Annotated in this window: 17 protein-coding genes; 13 read left to right on the top strand and 4 right to left on the bottom strand. The window is 68.4% G+C overall.

What is annotated here, in order from left to right:
- Positions 1–356 precede the first annotated feature (356 nt).
- Positions 357–620 (bottom strand): DUF6458 family protein, encoded by a 264-nt coding sequence (locus ABD243_RS01695; RefSeq protein ID WP_091250195.1) that lies wholly within the window; start codon positions 618–620, stop codon positions 357–359.
- Positions 621–919: 299 nt separating this feature from the next.
- Between ABD243_RS01695 and ABD243_RS01690 the strand changes: the two genes are divergently transcribed.
- The 7 genes from ABD243_RS01690 to ABD243_RS01660 all read left to right on the top strand — a co-directional run bounded on the left by ABD243_RS01690 (position 920) and on the right by ABD243_RS01660 (position 9,477).
- Positions 920–1,537, top strand: a complete 618-nt coding sequence (locus ABD243_RS01690) for an alpha/beta hydrolase (RefSeq protein WP_344361337.1) — start codon at positions 920–922, stop codon at positions 1,535–1,537.
- Between the two features lie 162 nt (positions 1,538–1,699).
- Positions 1,700–2,746, top strand: a complete 1,047-nt coding sequence (locus tag ABD243_RS01685) for a LacI family DNA-binding transcriptional regulator (RefSeq protein WP_344361335.1) — start codon at positions 1,700–1,702, stop codon at positions 2,744–2,746.
- A gap of 242 nt (positions 2,747–2,988) precedes the next feature.
- Complete coding sequence (locus ABD243_RS01680) at positions 2,989–3,732, top strand: HAD family hydrolase (RefSeq protein WP_116765498.1); 744 nt, start codon at positions 2,989–2,991, stop codon at positions 3,730–3,732.
- Between the two features lie 82 nt (positions 3,733–3,814).
- The gene (locus ABD243_RS01675; RefSeq protein ID WP_344361331.1) at positions 3,815–6,145 is read left to right on the top strand and encodes a glycoside hydrolase family 65 protein; all 2,331 of its coding nucleotides are present in this window, start codon (positions 3,815–3,817) and stop codon (positions 6,143–6,145) included.
- A 231-nt stretch (positions 6,146–6,376) separates the two neighbouring features.
- Positions 6,377–7,750 (top strand): NAD-dependent succinate-semialdehyde dehydrogenase, encoded by a 1,374-nt coding sequence (locus ABD243_RS01670; RefSeq protein WP_344361329.1) that lies wholly within the window; start codon positions 6,377–6,379, stop codon positions 7,748–7,750.
- Between the two features lie 102 nt (positions 7,751–7,852).
- Positions 7,853–8,737: a hypothetical protein gene (locus ABD243_RS01665; protein WP_344361327.1), complete on the top strand. Its 885-nt coding sequence runs from the start codon at positions 7,853–7,855 to the stop codon at positions 8,735–8,737.
- A complete protein-coding gene (locus ABD243_RS01660; protein WP_344361325.1) occupies positions 8,728–9,477 on the top strand; it encodes a LamB/YcsF family protein in 750 nt (249 codons plus the stop codon). The genes ABD243_RS01665 and ABD243_RS01660 overlap by 10 nt, the downstream gene beginning before the upstream one ends.
- Positions 9,478–9,549: 72 nt before the next feature.
- Here the strand turns inward: ABD243_RS01660 and ABD243_RS01655 are convergent, their stop codons facing one another.
- Positions 9,550–10,887 (bottom strand): DUF445 domain-containing protein, encoded by a 1,338-nt coding sequence (locus ABD243_RS01655; RefSeq protein ID WP_116765508.1) that lies wholly within the window; start codon positions 10,885–10,887, stop codon positions 9,550–9,552.
- Between the two features lie 50 nt (positions 10,888–10,937).
- Here ABD243_RS01655 and ABD243_RS01650 point away from each other — a divergent pair, with 50 nt between their 5' ends.
- The 6 genes from ABD243_RS01650 to ABD243_RS01625 all read left to right on the top strand — a co-directional run bounded on the left by ABD243_RS01650 (position 10,938) and on the right by ABD243_RS01625 (position 14,537).
- A complete protein-coding gene (locus ABD243_RS01650) occupies positions 10,938–11,837 on the top strand; it encodes a glycerophosphodiester phosphodiesterase (protein WP_116765509.1) in 900 nt (299 codons plus the stop codon).
- Between the two features lie 66 nt (positions 11,838–11,903).
- Positions 11,904–12,350 (top strand): DoxX family protein, encoded by a 447-nt coding sequence (locus ABD243_RS01645; protein ID WP_344361320.1) that lies wholly within the window; start codon positions 11,904–11,906, stop codon positions 12,348–12,350.
- Positions 12,311–13,132 carry an AzlC family ABC transporter permease gene (locus ABD243_RS01640; protein WP_344361319.1) on the top strand — a complete coding sequence of 274 codons (822 nt, stop codon included), beginning with the start codon at positions 12,311–12,313 and terminating at the stop codon, positions 13,130–13,132. Before ABD243_RS01645 ends, ABD243_RS01640 begins: the two co-directional genes overlap by 40 nt.
- On the top strand, positions 13,129–13,440 hold the full coding sequence (locus ABD243_RS01635; RefSeq protein ID WP_091250245.1) for an AzlD domain-containing protein: 312 nt from the start codon (positions 13,129–13,131) through the stop codon (positions 13,438–13,440). The genes ABD243_RS01640 and ABD243_RS01635 overlap by 4 nt, the downstream gene beginning before the upstream one ends.
- A 177-nt stretch (positions 13,441–13,617) precedes the next feature.
- Complete coding sequence (locus ABD243_RS01630; protein WP_344361314.1) at positions 13,618–13,809, top strand: hypothetical protein; 192 nt, start codon at positions 13,618–13,620, stop codon at positions 13,807–13,809.
- Positions 13,809–14,537 carry a GAF and ANTAR domain-containing protein gene (locus ABD243_RS01625; protein ID WP_344361312.1) on the top strand — a complete coding sequence of 243 codons (729 nt, stop codon included), beginning with the start codon at positions 13,809–13,811 and terminating at the stop codon, positions 14,535–14,537. The genes ABD243_RS01630 and ABD243_RS01625 overlap by 1 nt, the downstream gene beginning before the upstream one ends.
- A 41-nt stretch (positions 14,538–14,578) precedes the next feature.
- Here ABD243_RS01625 and ABD243_RS01620 read toward each other — a convergent pair whose 3' ends face one another.
- Together ABD243_RS01620 and ABD243_RS01615 are read right to left on the bottom strand one after the other, a co-directional pair.
- Positions 14,579–15,508 carry an NADP-dependent oxidoreductase gene (locus tag ABD243_RS01620; protein WP_344361309.1) on the bottom strand — a complete coding sequence of 310 codons (930 nt, stop codon included), beginning with the start codon at positions 15,506–15,508 and terminating at the stop codon, positions 14,579–14,581.
- A gap of 41 nt (positions 15,509–15,549) precedes the next feature.
- Positions 15,550–15,966, bottom strand: a complete 417-nt coding sequence (locus ABD243_RS01615) for a YkvA family protein (RefSeq protein WP_116765514.1) — start codon at positions 15,964–15,966, stop codon at positions 15,550–15,552.
- Positions 15,967–15,995: the final 29 nt, after the last annotated feature.

Raw genomic sequence — 15,995 nt, 5'->3', positions numbered from 1 at the left:
CCGGGGGACATGTCCGGTGATGGTGCCGAGGATTGGGCGCGTGCACTCTGGGTTGACGTTCGGGCTTGGCCTCCGGCCTGGAGATGCCGGGGGACATGTCCAGTGGGCGGCTTGGCGGTGGGCAATTTGGGAGTATGTCCGTTGCTCCCGCCGGGGTTGGGCATGTGCTGCGCCCGGCCCGGGCCTGCGGGCGGGAGATGCCGGGGGACATGTCCGGTGATGGCGCCGAGGGTTGGGCATGTGCGGTCTGGGCGGCTGCTTGGTGAGAAACATGGCGGAAGCCGGGCCCGACATTGAAGTCCGGCCCGGCTTCCGGGTCGTTGGATTCCGCGCCGTGCAGGGTGCGCGGGCAGGGCTCAGATGCCGGCGTCGCGGCTCTCATTGCGGGTGATGGTCTCGCCGGTGTTGGGGTCCACAACCGTGCGGCTTTCGCTGACGCGGCGGGTGCGGCCGCGTCCGGGGGAGGCAAGGACGAGTGATGCGATGAGTCCGATAACTCCGACCACCATCAGGATGTAGCCGATCATGGCCTGGTTCACATTGGGGATCAGCCCCGGGGTGACGGCCCAGGCGAGGATGGCGCCGAGGGCGATGAGGAAGATTGCGGAACCGATTCTCATGAAGTGCTCCTTGGTGCCCTGTGGGGCGGATAGGGGATGATAAGCATGCTGTCCAGCGTCACGCTACAACCCCGCCCCGGCTGTTTCAATGAAACGCACTCCGCCTCGCCGGGAATTTTACGCACCGTTTCCGGACGACCGCTGCGCTTTCGGGAGGCCGCACCGCGGATCCGGGGTGCGAGAATCCGGTTTCGTAGCGGAAACCCCTGCAGGTCAGATATCCGAGGAAGTGTCGGACCCGATCCTCAGGAGCAGACCCCGCGCCCGGAGCGCGCGGCAGGTCTGGATAGGCTGAGCCCATGGAGACGGTCGTCTGGTCAAAGCCCGAACACGAACGCGCCGGCACGCCGTTGCTGGTGATGCTGCACGGCTACGGCACGGACGAATCCCGCATGGCCAAGCTGTTCGGTGCCCTGCCGCCGGAGTTTAGCTGCGCCGCCCTGCGCGGGCCCAAGGACATCGGCGACCACTACGGCTGGTTCCTGCTGGACTACTTCCTCACGCATGACTTTCCCGACGTCATCGCCTCCACGAACTCGGTGTTCGCGTGGATCGAATCGGTCAAGGCCCGGCACAGCAGTGTCAGCCTGCTCGGATTTTCGCAGGGCATGGCCATGGCCAGCACGCTTCTGCGGCTCCGGCCGGAACAGTTCCGCGCGGTCGTGGGCCTCTCGGGCTTTGTCCTGGACAACGAACTCCTAGCCATGAGCGAATCCTTTACCTCCCGGCCGCCGTTCTTTTGGGGCCGGGACAGGGGCGATGTCGTCATCAACGACGCCGCCACCGAACACACCGAGGAGTGGCTCCACCGGAACACCCAGCTCACGGCCCGGACCTACCCCGGCATGGGCCATTCGATTTCGAAGGCGGAACTCGTGGATGTCGGCGCGTTTCTGCGCCACTACGTCCTGCGCTGACCGGGCCGCTGGTCAGGCCGCTGACCTGCGCTGACCGGTCCGCTGACTATCCGTCGGGCAGTCCGGATCGTCCACTTGCATGCCAAATTTGTAAGCGTTTACAATCGACCTCGGCCATGAACACCGGGCCCACTACTTCAGGGGGAAGAAAGGGCTGAGCCCGTGCCGCAGGCCAAGACCTCGCGCGTGACCATCCAGGACGTCGCCGCGCTCTCCGGGCTATCCATCTGCACCGTCTCCCGTGCGCTCCGGCAGCTTCCCAACGTCTCCGAACACGCCAGGGCGCGGGTCAATGACGCGGCGGCCCAGCTCGGCTACAAAGCCTCGTCCGCAGCATCCCGGCTCGCCGGCGGAAGCACCGGCTCCGTGGCCATCATCGCCCCGACCGCCACAGCCTGGTTCTTTGCCCGGGCGGTGGAAGCTGCCGAGGAAGTCTTTGCCGACGGCGGCTACGACACCGTCCTGATCAGCCTCAGGAACCGGCCCACTGTGCAGCAGAAACTCTTCGGCGACCTCGCCGGCCTGGCGCAGCGCGTGGACGGCGTCCTGCTGCTCAACATTGCCCTCGGTGAGGCCGAAATGGCCGCTCTAGCGGCTTCGGGCCTCGCCGTGGCCAGCGTCGGGATGCACGACGTCCCGTGGGACAACGTGGGCATCGACAACGAGGGCGCCGCCCGCGCGGCCACGAACCACCTGCTGGGATTGGGCCACACGGACCTTGCCATCCTCGCCGGCAGCGAAACCGGCGCGCCCTCCCTCGTGACCGCCAGCGAACGGCGCCGGGGTTTCGAACTGGCCCTTTCCGACCACGGCCTCACAGCCGATCCGGACCTTGTGGTCGACGCCGGTTCCAGCATCGAGGGCGGCCGGCTGGCCATGGTGGAGCTCATGGAGAAACGCCGGATGCCGTCCGCGATCTTCGCCGGTTGCGACGAAACAGCGTTCGGCGCGCTCATGGCCTTGCGGGAGTTCGGTTTGTCAGCGCCGGAAAACGTGTCCATCATAGGAATAGACGATCATCAGATGAGTTGGTTCCTGGGACTGACCACAATGGCCCAGCCCGTGGCCGACCAGGGCGCTTTCGCGGCCAGCCTGCTGATTGACAGACTTCATCGCTCGGGCCTCCCCAATCCGCCACCGGCCGGGCCGCCGTCGAGCCATCTGCTGGAAACGAAACTGGTAGAGCGCACGAGCACAATCCCCCGCTGAACCCGCTGAACCGGCTGAACCGGCTGAACCGGCTGAACCCGCTGAACCAGGCCAATCAGGCCAACCGGATGGCTCCCGGCGCCGGAGGCCCGGTGCCCCTGACAGAGCACCACGGGCAGCGGCCGCCGTCGCGCCGGATGACCTCAAACAACCGGTCTCAGCCAACGCCCGTGAACCGGGCACCTCAAGAGTTTTTGAACAACGCCGTCTTGCATGCCCGCCGTCTGAAAGGACTATGACCCATGACTTCAGTTCCCGATACCTCCGGCCTCGCCGGTGCGCTTTCCGGCGCTTCCGCCATTCTTTTTGACCTCGACGGCGTCCTGACGCCCACCGCGGTGGTGCACGAGCATGCCTGGAAACAACTTTTCGACGGTTTCCTGGCCTCCGTTCCCGACGCCGCCCCGTACCGGGAGAGCGACTACTTCGACCACATCGACGGCAAGCCGCGGTTCGACGGCGTCCGGGACTTCCTGGCCTCCCGCGGGATTGTGCTGCCCGAGGGCCCGGCGGACGACGACCCCGCCCACGACACCGTCCACGGACTCGGCAACCGCAAGAACAAGGTCTTCAACGACATCGTCGAAGCCGGCGGGGTCCAGCCGTACGAGGGCTCCGTCCGCTTTGTCGACGCCGCACTGGTCCGCGGGCTCAAGCTCGCCGTCGTCTCCTCCTCCCGCAACGCCCCGGCCGTGCTCAAGGCGGCCGGATTGTCCGATTACTTCCCGGTGGTGGTCGACGGCGTCGTCGCGGTCACCGAGGGCCTGCCCGGCAAGCCCAGCCCGGCCACCTACGAATACGCCGCACGCCTGCTGGGACTGCCGAGCGATCAGTGCGTCGTGGTGGAGGACGCCGTCTCCGGCGTCCAGGCCGGCAGCGCAGGAGACTTCCGCTCGGTGATCGGCGTCGACCGCGGCGCCGGCCGGCAGACCCTGCTCGACGCCGGCGCCACGGTAGTGGTCAACGACCTCGCCGAACTGCTCTAGCCCGGCGCCCGTTCCCGGCCGCCCGCACCGCCTGCCCGCAGCACCCTCCCGCACCGCTCACCCCCGAAGGAACCCCTCAACCATGGCTCTCATCACCTCGGACCGCGCCCGGTTCCCCAACGATCCCTGGCAACTGGTCGAGACCGTCCACCTTCCCGGCAATGCCGGCACCCTGGAGACCCTGTTCAGCCTGGGCAACGGGCATCTGGGGATCCGCGGCGCGCATTGGGCCGCCGCCGACGCCGAGCTTCCCGGCAGCTTCATCAACGGCTTCCACGAGACCTGGGACATCAAGCATGCGGAGAACGCCTACGGGTTCGCCCGGACCGGGCAGCGGATCCTGTACGTCCCGGACGCCAATAACTTCACCGTGATCATCGACGGCGAGCCGCTGAGCCTGGAGGAGTCCACGGTGCTGGACTACCGCCGCAGCGTGGACTTCGCCACCGGCCTCTACGAATGCCGGATCACGTGGCAGTGCCGCTCCGGCGCCACCGTGACCACCACCGAGCGCCGCGCCGTCGGCTACGAATCCCGCGGCGCGCTGGGCATCAGCCTCGAGGTGGCGGCCGACCGTGACATCTCCGCGGACGTGACGTCCTCGGTGATCAACCGCCAGGACCAGCCGGTGGAGGACCACTCCGCCCACGACCCGCGCCGCGCCGGCCGCCACGCCGGGCGGGTGCTGCTGCCGTTGCGGCTCGACGGCGGAGACGGTTCCCTGCGCCTGTCCTGGGAGGCCGCGGAATCCAAGCAGCGGCTCGGGATGGCCGTGGATCACTGGACCTCGGCCGGGGTGCAGCCGTTCGACACCCTGGTGGACCAGGACGACAGCAGCGTCCGCTACGTCCTCGCCGTCAGCGCGGATGAGCCGTTCGTGCTGGAGAAGAGCGTCAGCTACGCCGTGGGCCAGGCCGCCGAGGACCTCGCGGACAACGCCGAAGCCGGCCTCAAGCCGGTTAGCGAGATTTTCGCCCAGAGCGAGGCCCACTACCGCGCCTACTGGACGACGAGCGACATCGTGGTGGCGGGCCAGTCCGAGCTTCAGCAGGCCGTCCGCTGGAACCTGTTCCAGCTCGCCCAGGCCACGGCCTGCGCCGATGTGGCCGGCATCCCGGCCAAGGGAGTGTCCGGCTCCGGCTATGACGGCCACTACTTCTGGGACCAGGAGGTGTACCTGCTGCCTTACCTGACCTACACCAACCCGGGCAACGCCCGGCAGGTCCTGGAATTCCGCCACGACCTCCTGCCCGAGGCCAAGATCCGGGCCAAGGAGCTCAGCGTCGACGGCGCCCTGTTCCCGTGGCGGACCATCAACGGGCTTGAGGCCAGCGCCTACTACGCGGCCGGTACTGCCCAGTTCCACATCGCCGCAGCAATCGCCTTCGCGACCAACCGGTACATCTGGGCCAGCGGGGACCGGGCCTTCGAAGAAACCCTCGGCGCCGAACTGCTGATCGAAACCGCCCGGATGTGGGTGTCCCTGGGCTTCTTCGGCAAGGACGGGCTCTTCCACATCCACGGCGTCACCGGCCCGGACGAATACACCGCGGTGGTCAACGACAACCTCTACACCAACGTCATGGCCCGATTTAACCTCCGCGCCGCCGCCGCCCTGGACCACCCCGAGATCGGCGACGCCGAACGCGAGCTCTGGGAACAGGCCGCGAACCGGATGCAGCTGCCCTACGACGAGGACCTTCAGGTCCACTCCCAGGACAACGACTTCATGACCCTGGAGCCGTGGGACTGGACCACGCCCCGGTCCAAGTACCCGCTCCTGCTGCACTTCCACCCGCTGGTCATCTACCGGCACCAGGTCCTGAAACAGGCCGACACCGTGCTGGCCATGTTCCTGCAGTGGCAGGACTTCACGGCCGAGGAAAAGCGCCGCGCCTTCGATTTCTACGACCCCATCACCACCGGCGACTCCACCCTGTCCGCCTGCGTCCAGGGGATCATGGCCGCCGAGGTCGGCTACGGCAAGGCCGCGCTGGACCACTTCACGCACGCTCTGTTCATCGACCTCGACGACACCCACGGCAACACGATCGACGGCGTGCACATCGCCTCCACCGGCGGCGTGTGGAGCTCGCTGGTCAGCGGCTTCGCCGGCCTCCGGGACCAGGGCGCCGTGCCGTACTTCGACCCGCGCCTGCCCGCCGAATGGGACGGACTCGAGTTCTGCCTGAAGATCCAGGGCCGGCTCCTGCACGTCGGGCTCGATCAGGGCTCCATCACCCTGACCGTCCGGGACGGCGCACCGCTGGACGTCGACGTGCGCGGGGAACTGCTCACCGTGGGCACCGAACCCGTCCGTGTTCCGCTGGCCCCGGTCGCGGCCCCCGAGCCCACCATCTTCCCCAGCGGCCTCCCGACGGCGTCGATCCCGGTGGTGCGGGCCGCGGTCTGAGCCGCCGCCCGGGCGTTGCGCCCGGGCGGCGTTGCGCCGCCGTGCCGTGAGCGTCGTCTCTCACGGAATAGTCAGCGCCGCGTCGGGGTTGCCGCCTGATGGGACCGGTTCTGCTCATGAGGCAGGCTGGCCCCGTGCACTGGGCGGAGACCGACGCCGGCGCCGTCCCGGCGCCCCGACGGACTGCGCCTGATTCGGCTCGACTAGCCACGAAACGGAGATGGTGGATCAATGACTGCCTACAAGACAGTGAACCCCGCAACCGGAGAAACGCTGAAGGAATTCCCGGTTGCAACCGCAGCCGAGGTGGAGCAGGCGCTCGCCGCCTCGCAGGAGGCCTTCCGCGCCTGGCGCTCCGGCCCTGCCGAAGACAGGGCGAAGATTCTGGCGCGCGTCGCCGAGCTGTACCTGGAACGCCAGGACGAATTGGCCCGGCTGATCAGCACCGAAATGGGCAAGCCGCTGGCCCAGTCCCGCGGTGAAGTGAAACTTGTTGCCGATATCTTTTCCTACTACGCCACCGAGGGCCCCGGATTCCTCAAGGACGAGCCGCTGAACGTCAGGGGCGGCGGCGAGGCCGTGGTCCGCTCCGCTCCGGTGGGACCGCTGCTAGGCATCATGCCGTGGAATTACCCCTACTACCAGGTGGCACGGTTTGCCGCTCCGAACCTGGTCCTTGGCAACACGATCCTGCTCAAGCACGCCGGAAGCTGCCCGCAGTCCGCCCTGGCGATCGAACAGATCTTCAAAGACGCCGGTCTCCCGGACGGCGCTTACGTCAACCTGTTCCTGACCAACGAGCAGGTCGCGGAAATCATCGCGGATGACCGTCTCCAGGGTGTTTCGCTCACCGGGAGCGAGCGGGCCGGTTCCGCTGTCGCCGAGGTGGCCGGGCGGAACCTGAAAAAGTATGTCCTGGAACTCGGCGGTAGCGACCCGTTCATCGTGCTTGATTCCGAGGACCTGGACGCCACCGTCAAGGCGGCCGTCGGCGGCCGCATGGGTAACGCCGGGCAGGCGTGCACGGCGTCCAAGCGGTTCATTGTGGTGGAGGACCTCTACGACGCCTTTGTGGAGAAGTTCACGGCACGGATGGCCAGGATCAAGCCGGGGGACCCGCTGCAGGCCGACACGACGTTCGGCCCCCTGTCCTCCCAAAGCGCTGCCGACGGCCTCATCGAGCAGATTCAGGACGCCGTGGACAAGGGCGCCAGCCTCCGGACGGGCGGACACCACGTGGACGGTCCGGGAGCGTTCGTTGAACCGACCGTTCTGACCGACGTGACGCCGGACATGCGCGCGTTCTCCGAGGAACTCTTCGGTCCCGCCGCGGTCATCTACAAGGTGGCGAATGCGGCCGAGGCGATCGAACTGGCCAACGGCTCCCCGTACGGCCTGGGCGGCTCGGTGTTCAGCGCCGACGTGGCCAGGGCACAGGAGGTCGCGGACCAGCTGGATACCGGCATGGTGTTCATCAACTCCGTGGCCCAGACCCAGGCGGACCTGCCGTTCGGGGGCGTCAAGCGCTCCGGCGTCGGCCGTGAACTGGGCCGGTTCGGCATGGACGAGTTCGTCAACAAGAAGCTCATCCGCACTCCGCGCTAGCCACCCGGGCCGTCCGCCGCCGGCGGGGCCGGGGCCGAGTCTGCCCGGCGCGTGCCCTAGTGTTAAGTGAACTTACTTTTACGGTTCCGACGAGAGGCGATCATGGCCAAGCGCAGCAACCCGGCAATGAAGATTGCCCAGGAAACAGCCCACAGCGCGATGTTCGACGCCGCCGGCCAGCCCCGGCCCGGCCTTCACAACGTGCTCCTGCGCGCTGTTGAAGTCCAGCGCCCGCTGGTGCTGGCCAATATCCGCAGGCTCCAGCGCAGGCACCCGCAGGCCTCGTCGGCGCAGCTCGCCGCGATCCTGGAGCGCGATTACCTGCTGGCCGTCACCGGTGGCGGGGCGCTGGTCGGCGGAGCGGCTGTGATCCCGGGCGTCGGGACCGCGGCAGCACTGGGACTCTCGGCCGCCGCGGCCGTCGGCTTCCTGGAGGCCACCGCCCTGTACTCCACGGCGCTGGCCGAACTGCACGGCGTGCGGATGGTGGATCCGGACCGGGCGAGCACGCTCGTCATGGCGATCATGCTGGGCGAGGAAGGCACCGAGCTGCTGAGCTCGCTGAGCGGACAGGCAGCCGGCCGGGGCAAGGGCCCGTCCCAGGCCTGGACCGCCGCCTTCACCCGCCGCGTTCCCCTCGCCGGCTTCGGCACCGTGCGCGAGCGGATCCAGACGATGTTCCTGCGCTCCCTGCTGAAAAAGCAGGGCACGGCCTGGTTGGGCCGCGCCCTGCCCTTCGGCGTCGGCGCCGTCGTGGGTGGCGTCGGCAACCGGCTGATGGCCCGCGCGGTCGTCGCCAACGCCAAGGAAGCGTTTGGTCCCATACCGGACACGATTCCGGGAGAACTGCGGGCCCTGGCGCAAACTTCCGGGCCGGCCGCGCTGTACGACGCGCCGGACGATGACCGCGACACGCCGCCGGCCAGCGGCGCCCGGAACGTCTCAGCGAAGGCTTCAACGAAGGATGGCGGCACGTTTTGGATCTGAACGCTGACCTGGGGGACTCCTTCGGGACCTGGACCATGGGTGACGACGCCGCCATGTTCCCGCTTGTCACGAGCGCCAGCGTGGCCTGCGGCATGCACGCCGGCGACCCCGTGACCATGCTGGACACGTGCCGGGCCGCGTACGAGCTCGACGTCCGGGTGGGGGCCCACATCGGGTACCCGGACCTGGCCGGGTTCGGCCTCCGCGCCCTGGACATGACCTTCGATGATCTCTTCGGTGCCGTGCTGTACCAGCTCGGCGCCCTCGACGGCGTGGCGCACGCGGTCGGCGCCTCGGTGGACTACGTCAAGATGCACGGGGCGCTGTATGACCGCACCGTGCGCGACGCCGAACAGTCGTCCGCCGTGATCGCCGCCATCCAGGCCTATGATCCCGGACTGCCCGTTCTCGGCTTCCCGGGCTCCGCCCTGCTGGGCATCGCCAAGGAAGCCGGCCACCCCGTGTTCTCCGAAGCCTTCGCCGACCGCGCCTACCTCCCGGACGGCACCCTGGTGCCGCGCTCACAGGAGGGTGCCGTGCTGGACGACGCCGGTCGGATCGCCGAGCGGGCGGTGCGCCTGGCCACGACGGGCGAAGTCGAGGCCGTCGATGGCACCGTGCTCCGGTTGGCGCCGGACTCGCTGTGCCTGCACGGCGACACGCCCGGGTCCATCGCGACGGCCACGGCGATCCGGACGGCCCTGGAGGCCGCCGGCGTCGAACTGGAGAGCTTCGCCTAGCCGGCCGTCCCTGACGGTCACGGTGAGGCGGCCCCGCCTGAACCGTCGCCCGGGGGCCAGCCGTGGGGCTTCCTAGCCAAACAGCAGGGTCGCCACTGTGAAGATGGCCAGTCCGGCCAGGGCACCCACCACCGTGCCGTTGATGCGGATGAACTGCAGGTCCTTGCCCACCTGCAACTCGATCTTCTGGGAGGTTTCCTCGGCGTCCCAGCGGGCCACGGTGTCCGTGATGACGCCGGCGATGTCCGAGCGGTAGGTCTTCACCAGGTAGGCCGCGGCGTCGCCGATCCAGGCGTTCACCTTGCCGGCGAGCTCGGGATCGACCACCAGCCGGGTGCCGAAGTCATGGACGGCCGCCTTGAACTTGATGGTCAGTTCGCTGTGCGGATCATCGACGGCGGTGAGCAGCGCCGTCTTGATGGTGTCCCAGGTGCGGGAGGCGAGCTCCCGGACCTCGGGGTCGCCGAGCACCTGGGCCTTGATGCCCTCGGCCCGGGCGATCATGACGGGATCGTGCTGCAGGTCCTGCGCGAGTTCCTTGAGGTATTTGTCGATCGACAGGCGCACCTGGTGCTGCGGATCGGACTGCACGGCGCGGGTGAACTTGAGGATCTCCACGTACACTTTGTCGCCTACCAGCCCGTCCACGAACGACGGCACCCAGGTCGGGGAACGGTCGGTGACCAGCCTGTTGACCGTCTCCTGGTTGTCCCGGACCCAGTCCACGGCGCGGTCCACGAGCAGATCGACCAGGGCGTGGTGGTGCCCGTCGTCGAAGACCCGCTCAGCGAGCCGGCCCACCGGCGGCCCCCACGGCGGGGTAAGCAGGTGCTTGCGGACCATGGCCTCGATCACGGCCTGGACGTCGTCGTCGTTGAGGACCTTGAACGCGCCGCGGATCACGGCGGCACCCTCCTTGGCGACCCGGTCCGGGCCGCCCGGGCTGGACAGCCAGGCGCCGGCCTTGCGGGCAATGTCCGCGGACGCCAGCTTCTCCTGGACCACCTGCTCGGAGAGGAAATTGGTCTCCACGAAGTCGCCCAGCGAGGCGCCGATCTGGTCCTTGCGACGAGGGATAATCGCGGTATGCGGGATCTTGATTCCCATGGGGTATTTGAACAGGGCCGTGACGGCGAACCAGTCGGCCAGGGCCCCCACCATGCCGCCCTCGGCCGCGGCGCGGACGTATTCGAGCCATGGATAGTACTTCTGCAGGGCGAACGCGACGACGAAGATCACAGCCATGACGATCAGGAGCGAGAGCGCCAGGAGCTTCATCCGGCGCAGCGCCGCGGCCTTGTCGGCGTCACTGGACGCAGCGGGACGCCGTCCGGCGGGGCCGTTCGGCTGCACGCCGCCCGGAAGTCCCGCGGCACCGGTCAGGGAAGTTGGCTCAGTATTCACCTGCATGAGCCCAGCCTAGCCCCGCCGGGGAGCCGGCCGTCCGCTAACGTGGCACCATGACGACTGACGTGTCCGCCTCCGCCCGTCCTCTGGTCTATGCCCACCGGGGCTCCAGCGAAGCCTTCGCTGAGCACACCCGGGCCGCGTACCTGCAGGCAATCGCCGACGGCGCCGACGGCGTGGAGTGCGACGTCCACCTGACCCGGGACCAGCACGCCGTGCTGTTGCACGATGCCACCCTGGACCGTACCTCGGACGGCACCGGGCAGGTCGCGGACCGGACCCTGGAAGAGCTCCGGCTTCTGGACTTCTCCTCCTGGAAGGGGGCACGCATCCCGGAAGCCTATGGTGCCAAGTCCGAGCAGTTCCTGACCCTGCCGGACTTGCTTGAAATCCTGCGCGCTGCGGGGCGCGGGATCGGCTTGGCGATTGAGTTCAAGCACCCCAGCCCCTACCATCTCGGACTCGAGGACCGGGTCCTGGAACTCCTGAGGGACGAGGGCTGGGATCCGGAAACATCGATGCTGGACAACATCAGAATTTCCTTCATGAGCTTCAGCCCCGACGCCGTCAAGCACCTGCTTGAGTCGGCGCCGGCGGGGGCCGTGTGCCAGCTTGTGGACGACGTCAACGTGGCAGACATCCGTGAGGAACTGGGCCTGGGTGCACTGACCGGCGGGGCCCTGGCCAATGTCATGAAGGCCGCACAAGCCGAAGCCGAACGGATCCTGGACGCGGCCGAGACCGGCATTGCCGGCCCTGGCATCGGGTACGTCCGTGCGCACCCCGGCACCGTGCAGCGCTGGCTCGGCTCGGGACGAAAGTTCCGGGTGTGGACCGTCGACGCCGAGGACGAGGTCAAGCTGTGCAGGGAACTCGGGATCCACGAGATCACCACGAACTGTCCGGCCCGGGTCCTGTCCCAACTCATGGCGGACAGCCAGCCCCTCCGGTAATCGCCCGGAGTGTCGCGGATCCCCGGCGGATTACGGCCGGCGTGGCCGCTGTGGTTGAGTGGTTGCATGCCATTTCGCTGGTCCGGCCGGGCCTCCCAGACGCTGTCCGCGGCGGCGATGAGCGCGCTGCTGCTCGCCAGTGCCGCCAAGCACTTCCGTGAACCCGAGTTCTTCCACCCGGTGGTCCCGGACATGCTGTGCCGTGACGATTCCGGCGGGCAGTCGAACGGCCCGCTGGCGGTACTTTCACGTGAGGAATGGGTGGCGGCGAGCGGCCTGCTGGAAGCGGCTGCCGCCGTCGGGCTCCTGATCCCGGCCACGCGGCCGGCCGCCGCCGTCGGAGTGACGGCGATGTTCGCCGCGTTCCTGGTCGGCCACGTCGACGCCCTGCGGAAGGCCTACGGCCCGGACGGCACGCCGGGCCGGCGCCGGCTGCACACCGTGCGCCTCCCGCTTCAAGCGCCCCTCATCGCATGGGCCTGGACCCTGACGCGGCGGGACCGTCGGCGGTGAAAATCCTGCAGTCACCGGCAGTACGGATCGGCCTGTCGATCAGCATTGCCACCGGCCTCTACGGCGTTTCCTTCGGCGCGCTCTCTGTCACTTCCGGCCTTGATTTCTGGCAGACCATGGCGTTGAGCCTGCTGCTGTTCAGCGGCGGCTCGCAGTTCGCCTTCATCGGCGTGGTAGCCGGCGGCGGGTCCGGCGTCGCGGCAATGAGCGCCGCGACGCTGCTGGGCATGCGCAACGGTATCTACGGGATGCAGATCAACGCCCTGCTGCAGCCGCGCGGGTGGCGCAGGTTCGCCGCGGCCCAACTGACCATCGACGAGTCGACCGCCACCAGCACGGGACAAACGGACCCGGCAGAGCAGAAGCGCGGATTCTGGACCGCCGGGATCGGCGTGTTCGTGCTCTGGAACCTGTTCACGGCCCTCGGCGCGCTGGCCGGCGGTGCGCTCGGGGACCCCAAACAATGGGGACTCGACGGCGCCGCCGTGGCAGCCTTCCTGGGCCTGCTTTGGCCGCGGCTCAAAGGCAGGGAACCGGTGGCCATCGCCGTGGTCTGCGCGCTGGCCACCGTGCTTGCCGTGCCTTTCGTGCCCCCGGGCGTGCCGATCCTCGTCGCCGCCGTCGTGGCGGCCGGAATCGGCTGGTTCAGCCATGGCCGCAGCGACGAAGGCCTCGAGCCCGACGTCGACCCCTACGCCGAACACCACACGCACCACCACAGCGGCCACTCCGGAGAGCACTCCGGCGGCCGCCCTGAAGACCGCCCTGGAGAGAACGCATGAACCTCTGGATGTGGCTGATCCTCTCCTGCCTGCTGGCGTATGCCTGGAAGCTGCTCGGCTACCTGGTGCCGGCCAGCCTGCTCCGCAATCCGCGGATGTCCAGGATCGCCGGGACCATGACGATCGGGCTGCTGGCATCCCTGACGGTGGTCAACGCCGTCGCCTCCGGCCAGTCACTCGCCCTGGACGCCCGGCTGGGCGCACTGGCAGCGGCGGCCGTTGCGTTGTGGTTCCGGGCACCGTTCCTGGTGGTGGTGATCGCCGGCGCCGCCGCGGCCGCCGGCCTGCGGCTGCTGGGCTGGGACTGACTCCTTCGGCGGCACCCCTCGGCGGCAACCCTCGGCGGGGACGCTGGGCTGTGCCAAGGACCGGCCTGCGTCTGCCCGGGCGAATCCGTGACGCGAATTTGCCTACGTGACGCGGGGCGGGGCGGGAATGGTCTTTAGTCCCTACTTGCTGCCGGTATCGCGTGGGACCATTCGAACATGAGTGAACAAGACGACCCGGAGGCTGCGGAGCCACGCAAAGATCAGCACTCCAAGCAGCACGAGCCGTTTGTTTCCGCAGGGGCTGAATCCACCAGGGAACTGCGAGAGATGGCGCGACGTCGCCGGGAAGCCGAAGAGAAGCTGCAGCACCACCTTCTCGAGGCCAAAGAAAAACCGGTCGAGGAATAGTGCCGGGCGCCCGGCTGTCCGAGCACCTCCAGGATCTGGTGCTTGAAAATGCCAGCATCGACGAGTTCCTGCAGGAATTGTCCGGCGCAATTGCCGAGTTTGGTGAATCCGTGGCAGGCTGCCGGATGGTCAGTTCGGTCCGACTTGTCCGCGACCGGCAGCCGGCCGTCCTGGCTGGCAACGATCCCGCGGCGCTGGCACTGGAGCAGCTCCAGGAGCGCGCGGCGGGGCCGGCCCTGGATGTCCTGGAGACCGGCCGGGCAGCCCTGTTGGCCGGCGGCCCGACGGAGCCGAGGCTGGACCGTTACCGGCGGACAGCGGCCCGGTGGGGGATCCATAGCGTCCTCAGCGTGCCGGTGGCCCTGGACCAGGGCGCCGCGGCCGCCCTGACGTATCTCGCCGCCGACCCGGACGCCTTCGACGATGGGGCGGCCGCCAGTTGCGAGGCGTTTGCCGCCACGGCCGGGAAGTCCATGCGCCTGGCCGTGCGCCTGGGAACCGTCCAGGACATGAACGCCGATCTGCTCCAGGCCATGAAGTCGCGCACCACCATCAACCTTGCATCCGGCATCCTCATGGCCCAGAGCCGGTGCTCGCAGGCCGAGGCCTTCACCCTGCTCAGCAAGGTCTCGAACAACCGCAACGTCAAGCTCCGGCTCGTGGCTGAGGAGATCCTGCGCCGGTTTGAGTCCGGACCCTACTCCACCGACTTCGGCACCCGGGCCTGAAGGCGGCAGCACCAAACAGCGGGGGCGGGCCCGCCGGCGGGTCAGCCGGCGTCGTCGACTTTCACGATGATCTTCCCCCGGGTGTGGCCCTCCATGTTGAGCCGGAACGCTTCGGCGGCCTGATCCAGCGGGAACGTCCGGGCCACCTCGACCTTGAGCCGGCGTTCGTCCACCAGCCGCGCCAGGCGCTCCAGGTCGGCCCCGACGGGATTCACCCACATCCACGTGCCACCGTGCTGCTCCACCGCGCTGTCCGCGATGGAGGCATGCCGTCCGCCCTCGGCGAGGACCGCCAGGGTGGTGTCAAGGTTGTCGCCCACGAAGTCGGCAACGACGTCGGCGCCGCCGGGCGCCAGCGCCCGGACACGGTCCGCCAGGCCCTCTCCATAGGTGACCGGTTCCGCGCCGAGGGCACGGAGGAAATCATGGTTCTTTTCGGAGGCGGTCGCAATCACGCGGGCGCCGAGCGCCGCCGCGATCTGGATTCCCAGCGAGCCCACGCCGCCGGCGCCGCCGTGGATCAGGACAGTGTCTGCGGCCTTGACGCCCAGCCGGGTCAGGACCTGGTAGGCAGTCAGCCCGGCGAGCGGAAGCCCTGCCGACTCGTCCCAGTCCAGGGATTCCGGTTTCCGGGCCAGGAGCCGCTCCGGCAACGCAATGTACTCGGCGAAGCTGCCGCCGTGGACGAAGTCCTTGCGGCCGTAGGAGATGACTTCATCGCCAGGCCGGAACTCCGGGGCGTCGATGCCCACGGACTCGACGACCCCCGCCACGTCCCAGCCTGGAATGGCCGGGAACTGAAGGTCCATCATCGAGTCGAGGTAGCCCGCCATGATCTTCCAGTCGACCGGGTTCACGGACGCCGCCTTGACCTTCACCAGGACCATTCCGGGCCCCACTTTCGGCAGGGGCTGTTCCGTCAGTTCAAGGACGTCAGGGTTTCCGTACTGGATGTATGTCATCGCTTTCATGATGTACGACAACTACTTCCCGCGCGATGGTATTCCGGCGGTCAGGCGGCCGTCCCGAGCCCGGCGAGCCGCAGCATGACGGCCAGGCCTTCCGGGGTGCCGGGCCAGTGGCGCCGGACGGCGCCGGCGCCGGCGCGGGCCACCACCGAGCGCAGCACGAGTGCCACGATCACGACGTCGTCCGCGTATCCGATCACCGGTATGAAATCCGGAACGAGATCGATGGGGGAGGCAAGGTAGATGAGCAGGAGAGCCAGCCGAACCCGGACCCCCACCGCCACCGAGCGGTCGGCCAGCAGACGTCGGATGAGCCGCAGCAGGTCCGGCAGCAGCCGCAGGGCGTCCTTCATGGTGACGGTCTCGGGGTGCCGGCGGGCATAGGCCCACAGCAGCAGCAACAGGATCCCGTAGATCACCAGCACGCCGCCGATGACCCCGGCGAGGGTTTCCCATCCCATAGGCAAGAGCTTACCTACCTGGCCAGGGA

This window comes from Arthrobacter humicola (genome assembly GCF_039531445.1).
Taxonomy (GTDB): domain Bacteria; phylum Actinomycetota; class Actinomycetes; order Actinomycetales; family Micrococcaceae; genus Arthrobacter; species Arthrobacter humicola.
This window is presented reverse-complemented; position numbering and strand designations above follow the sequence as displayed.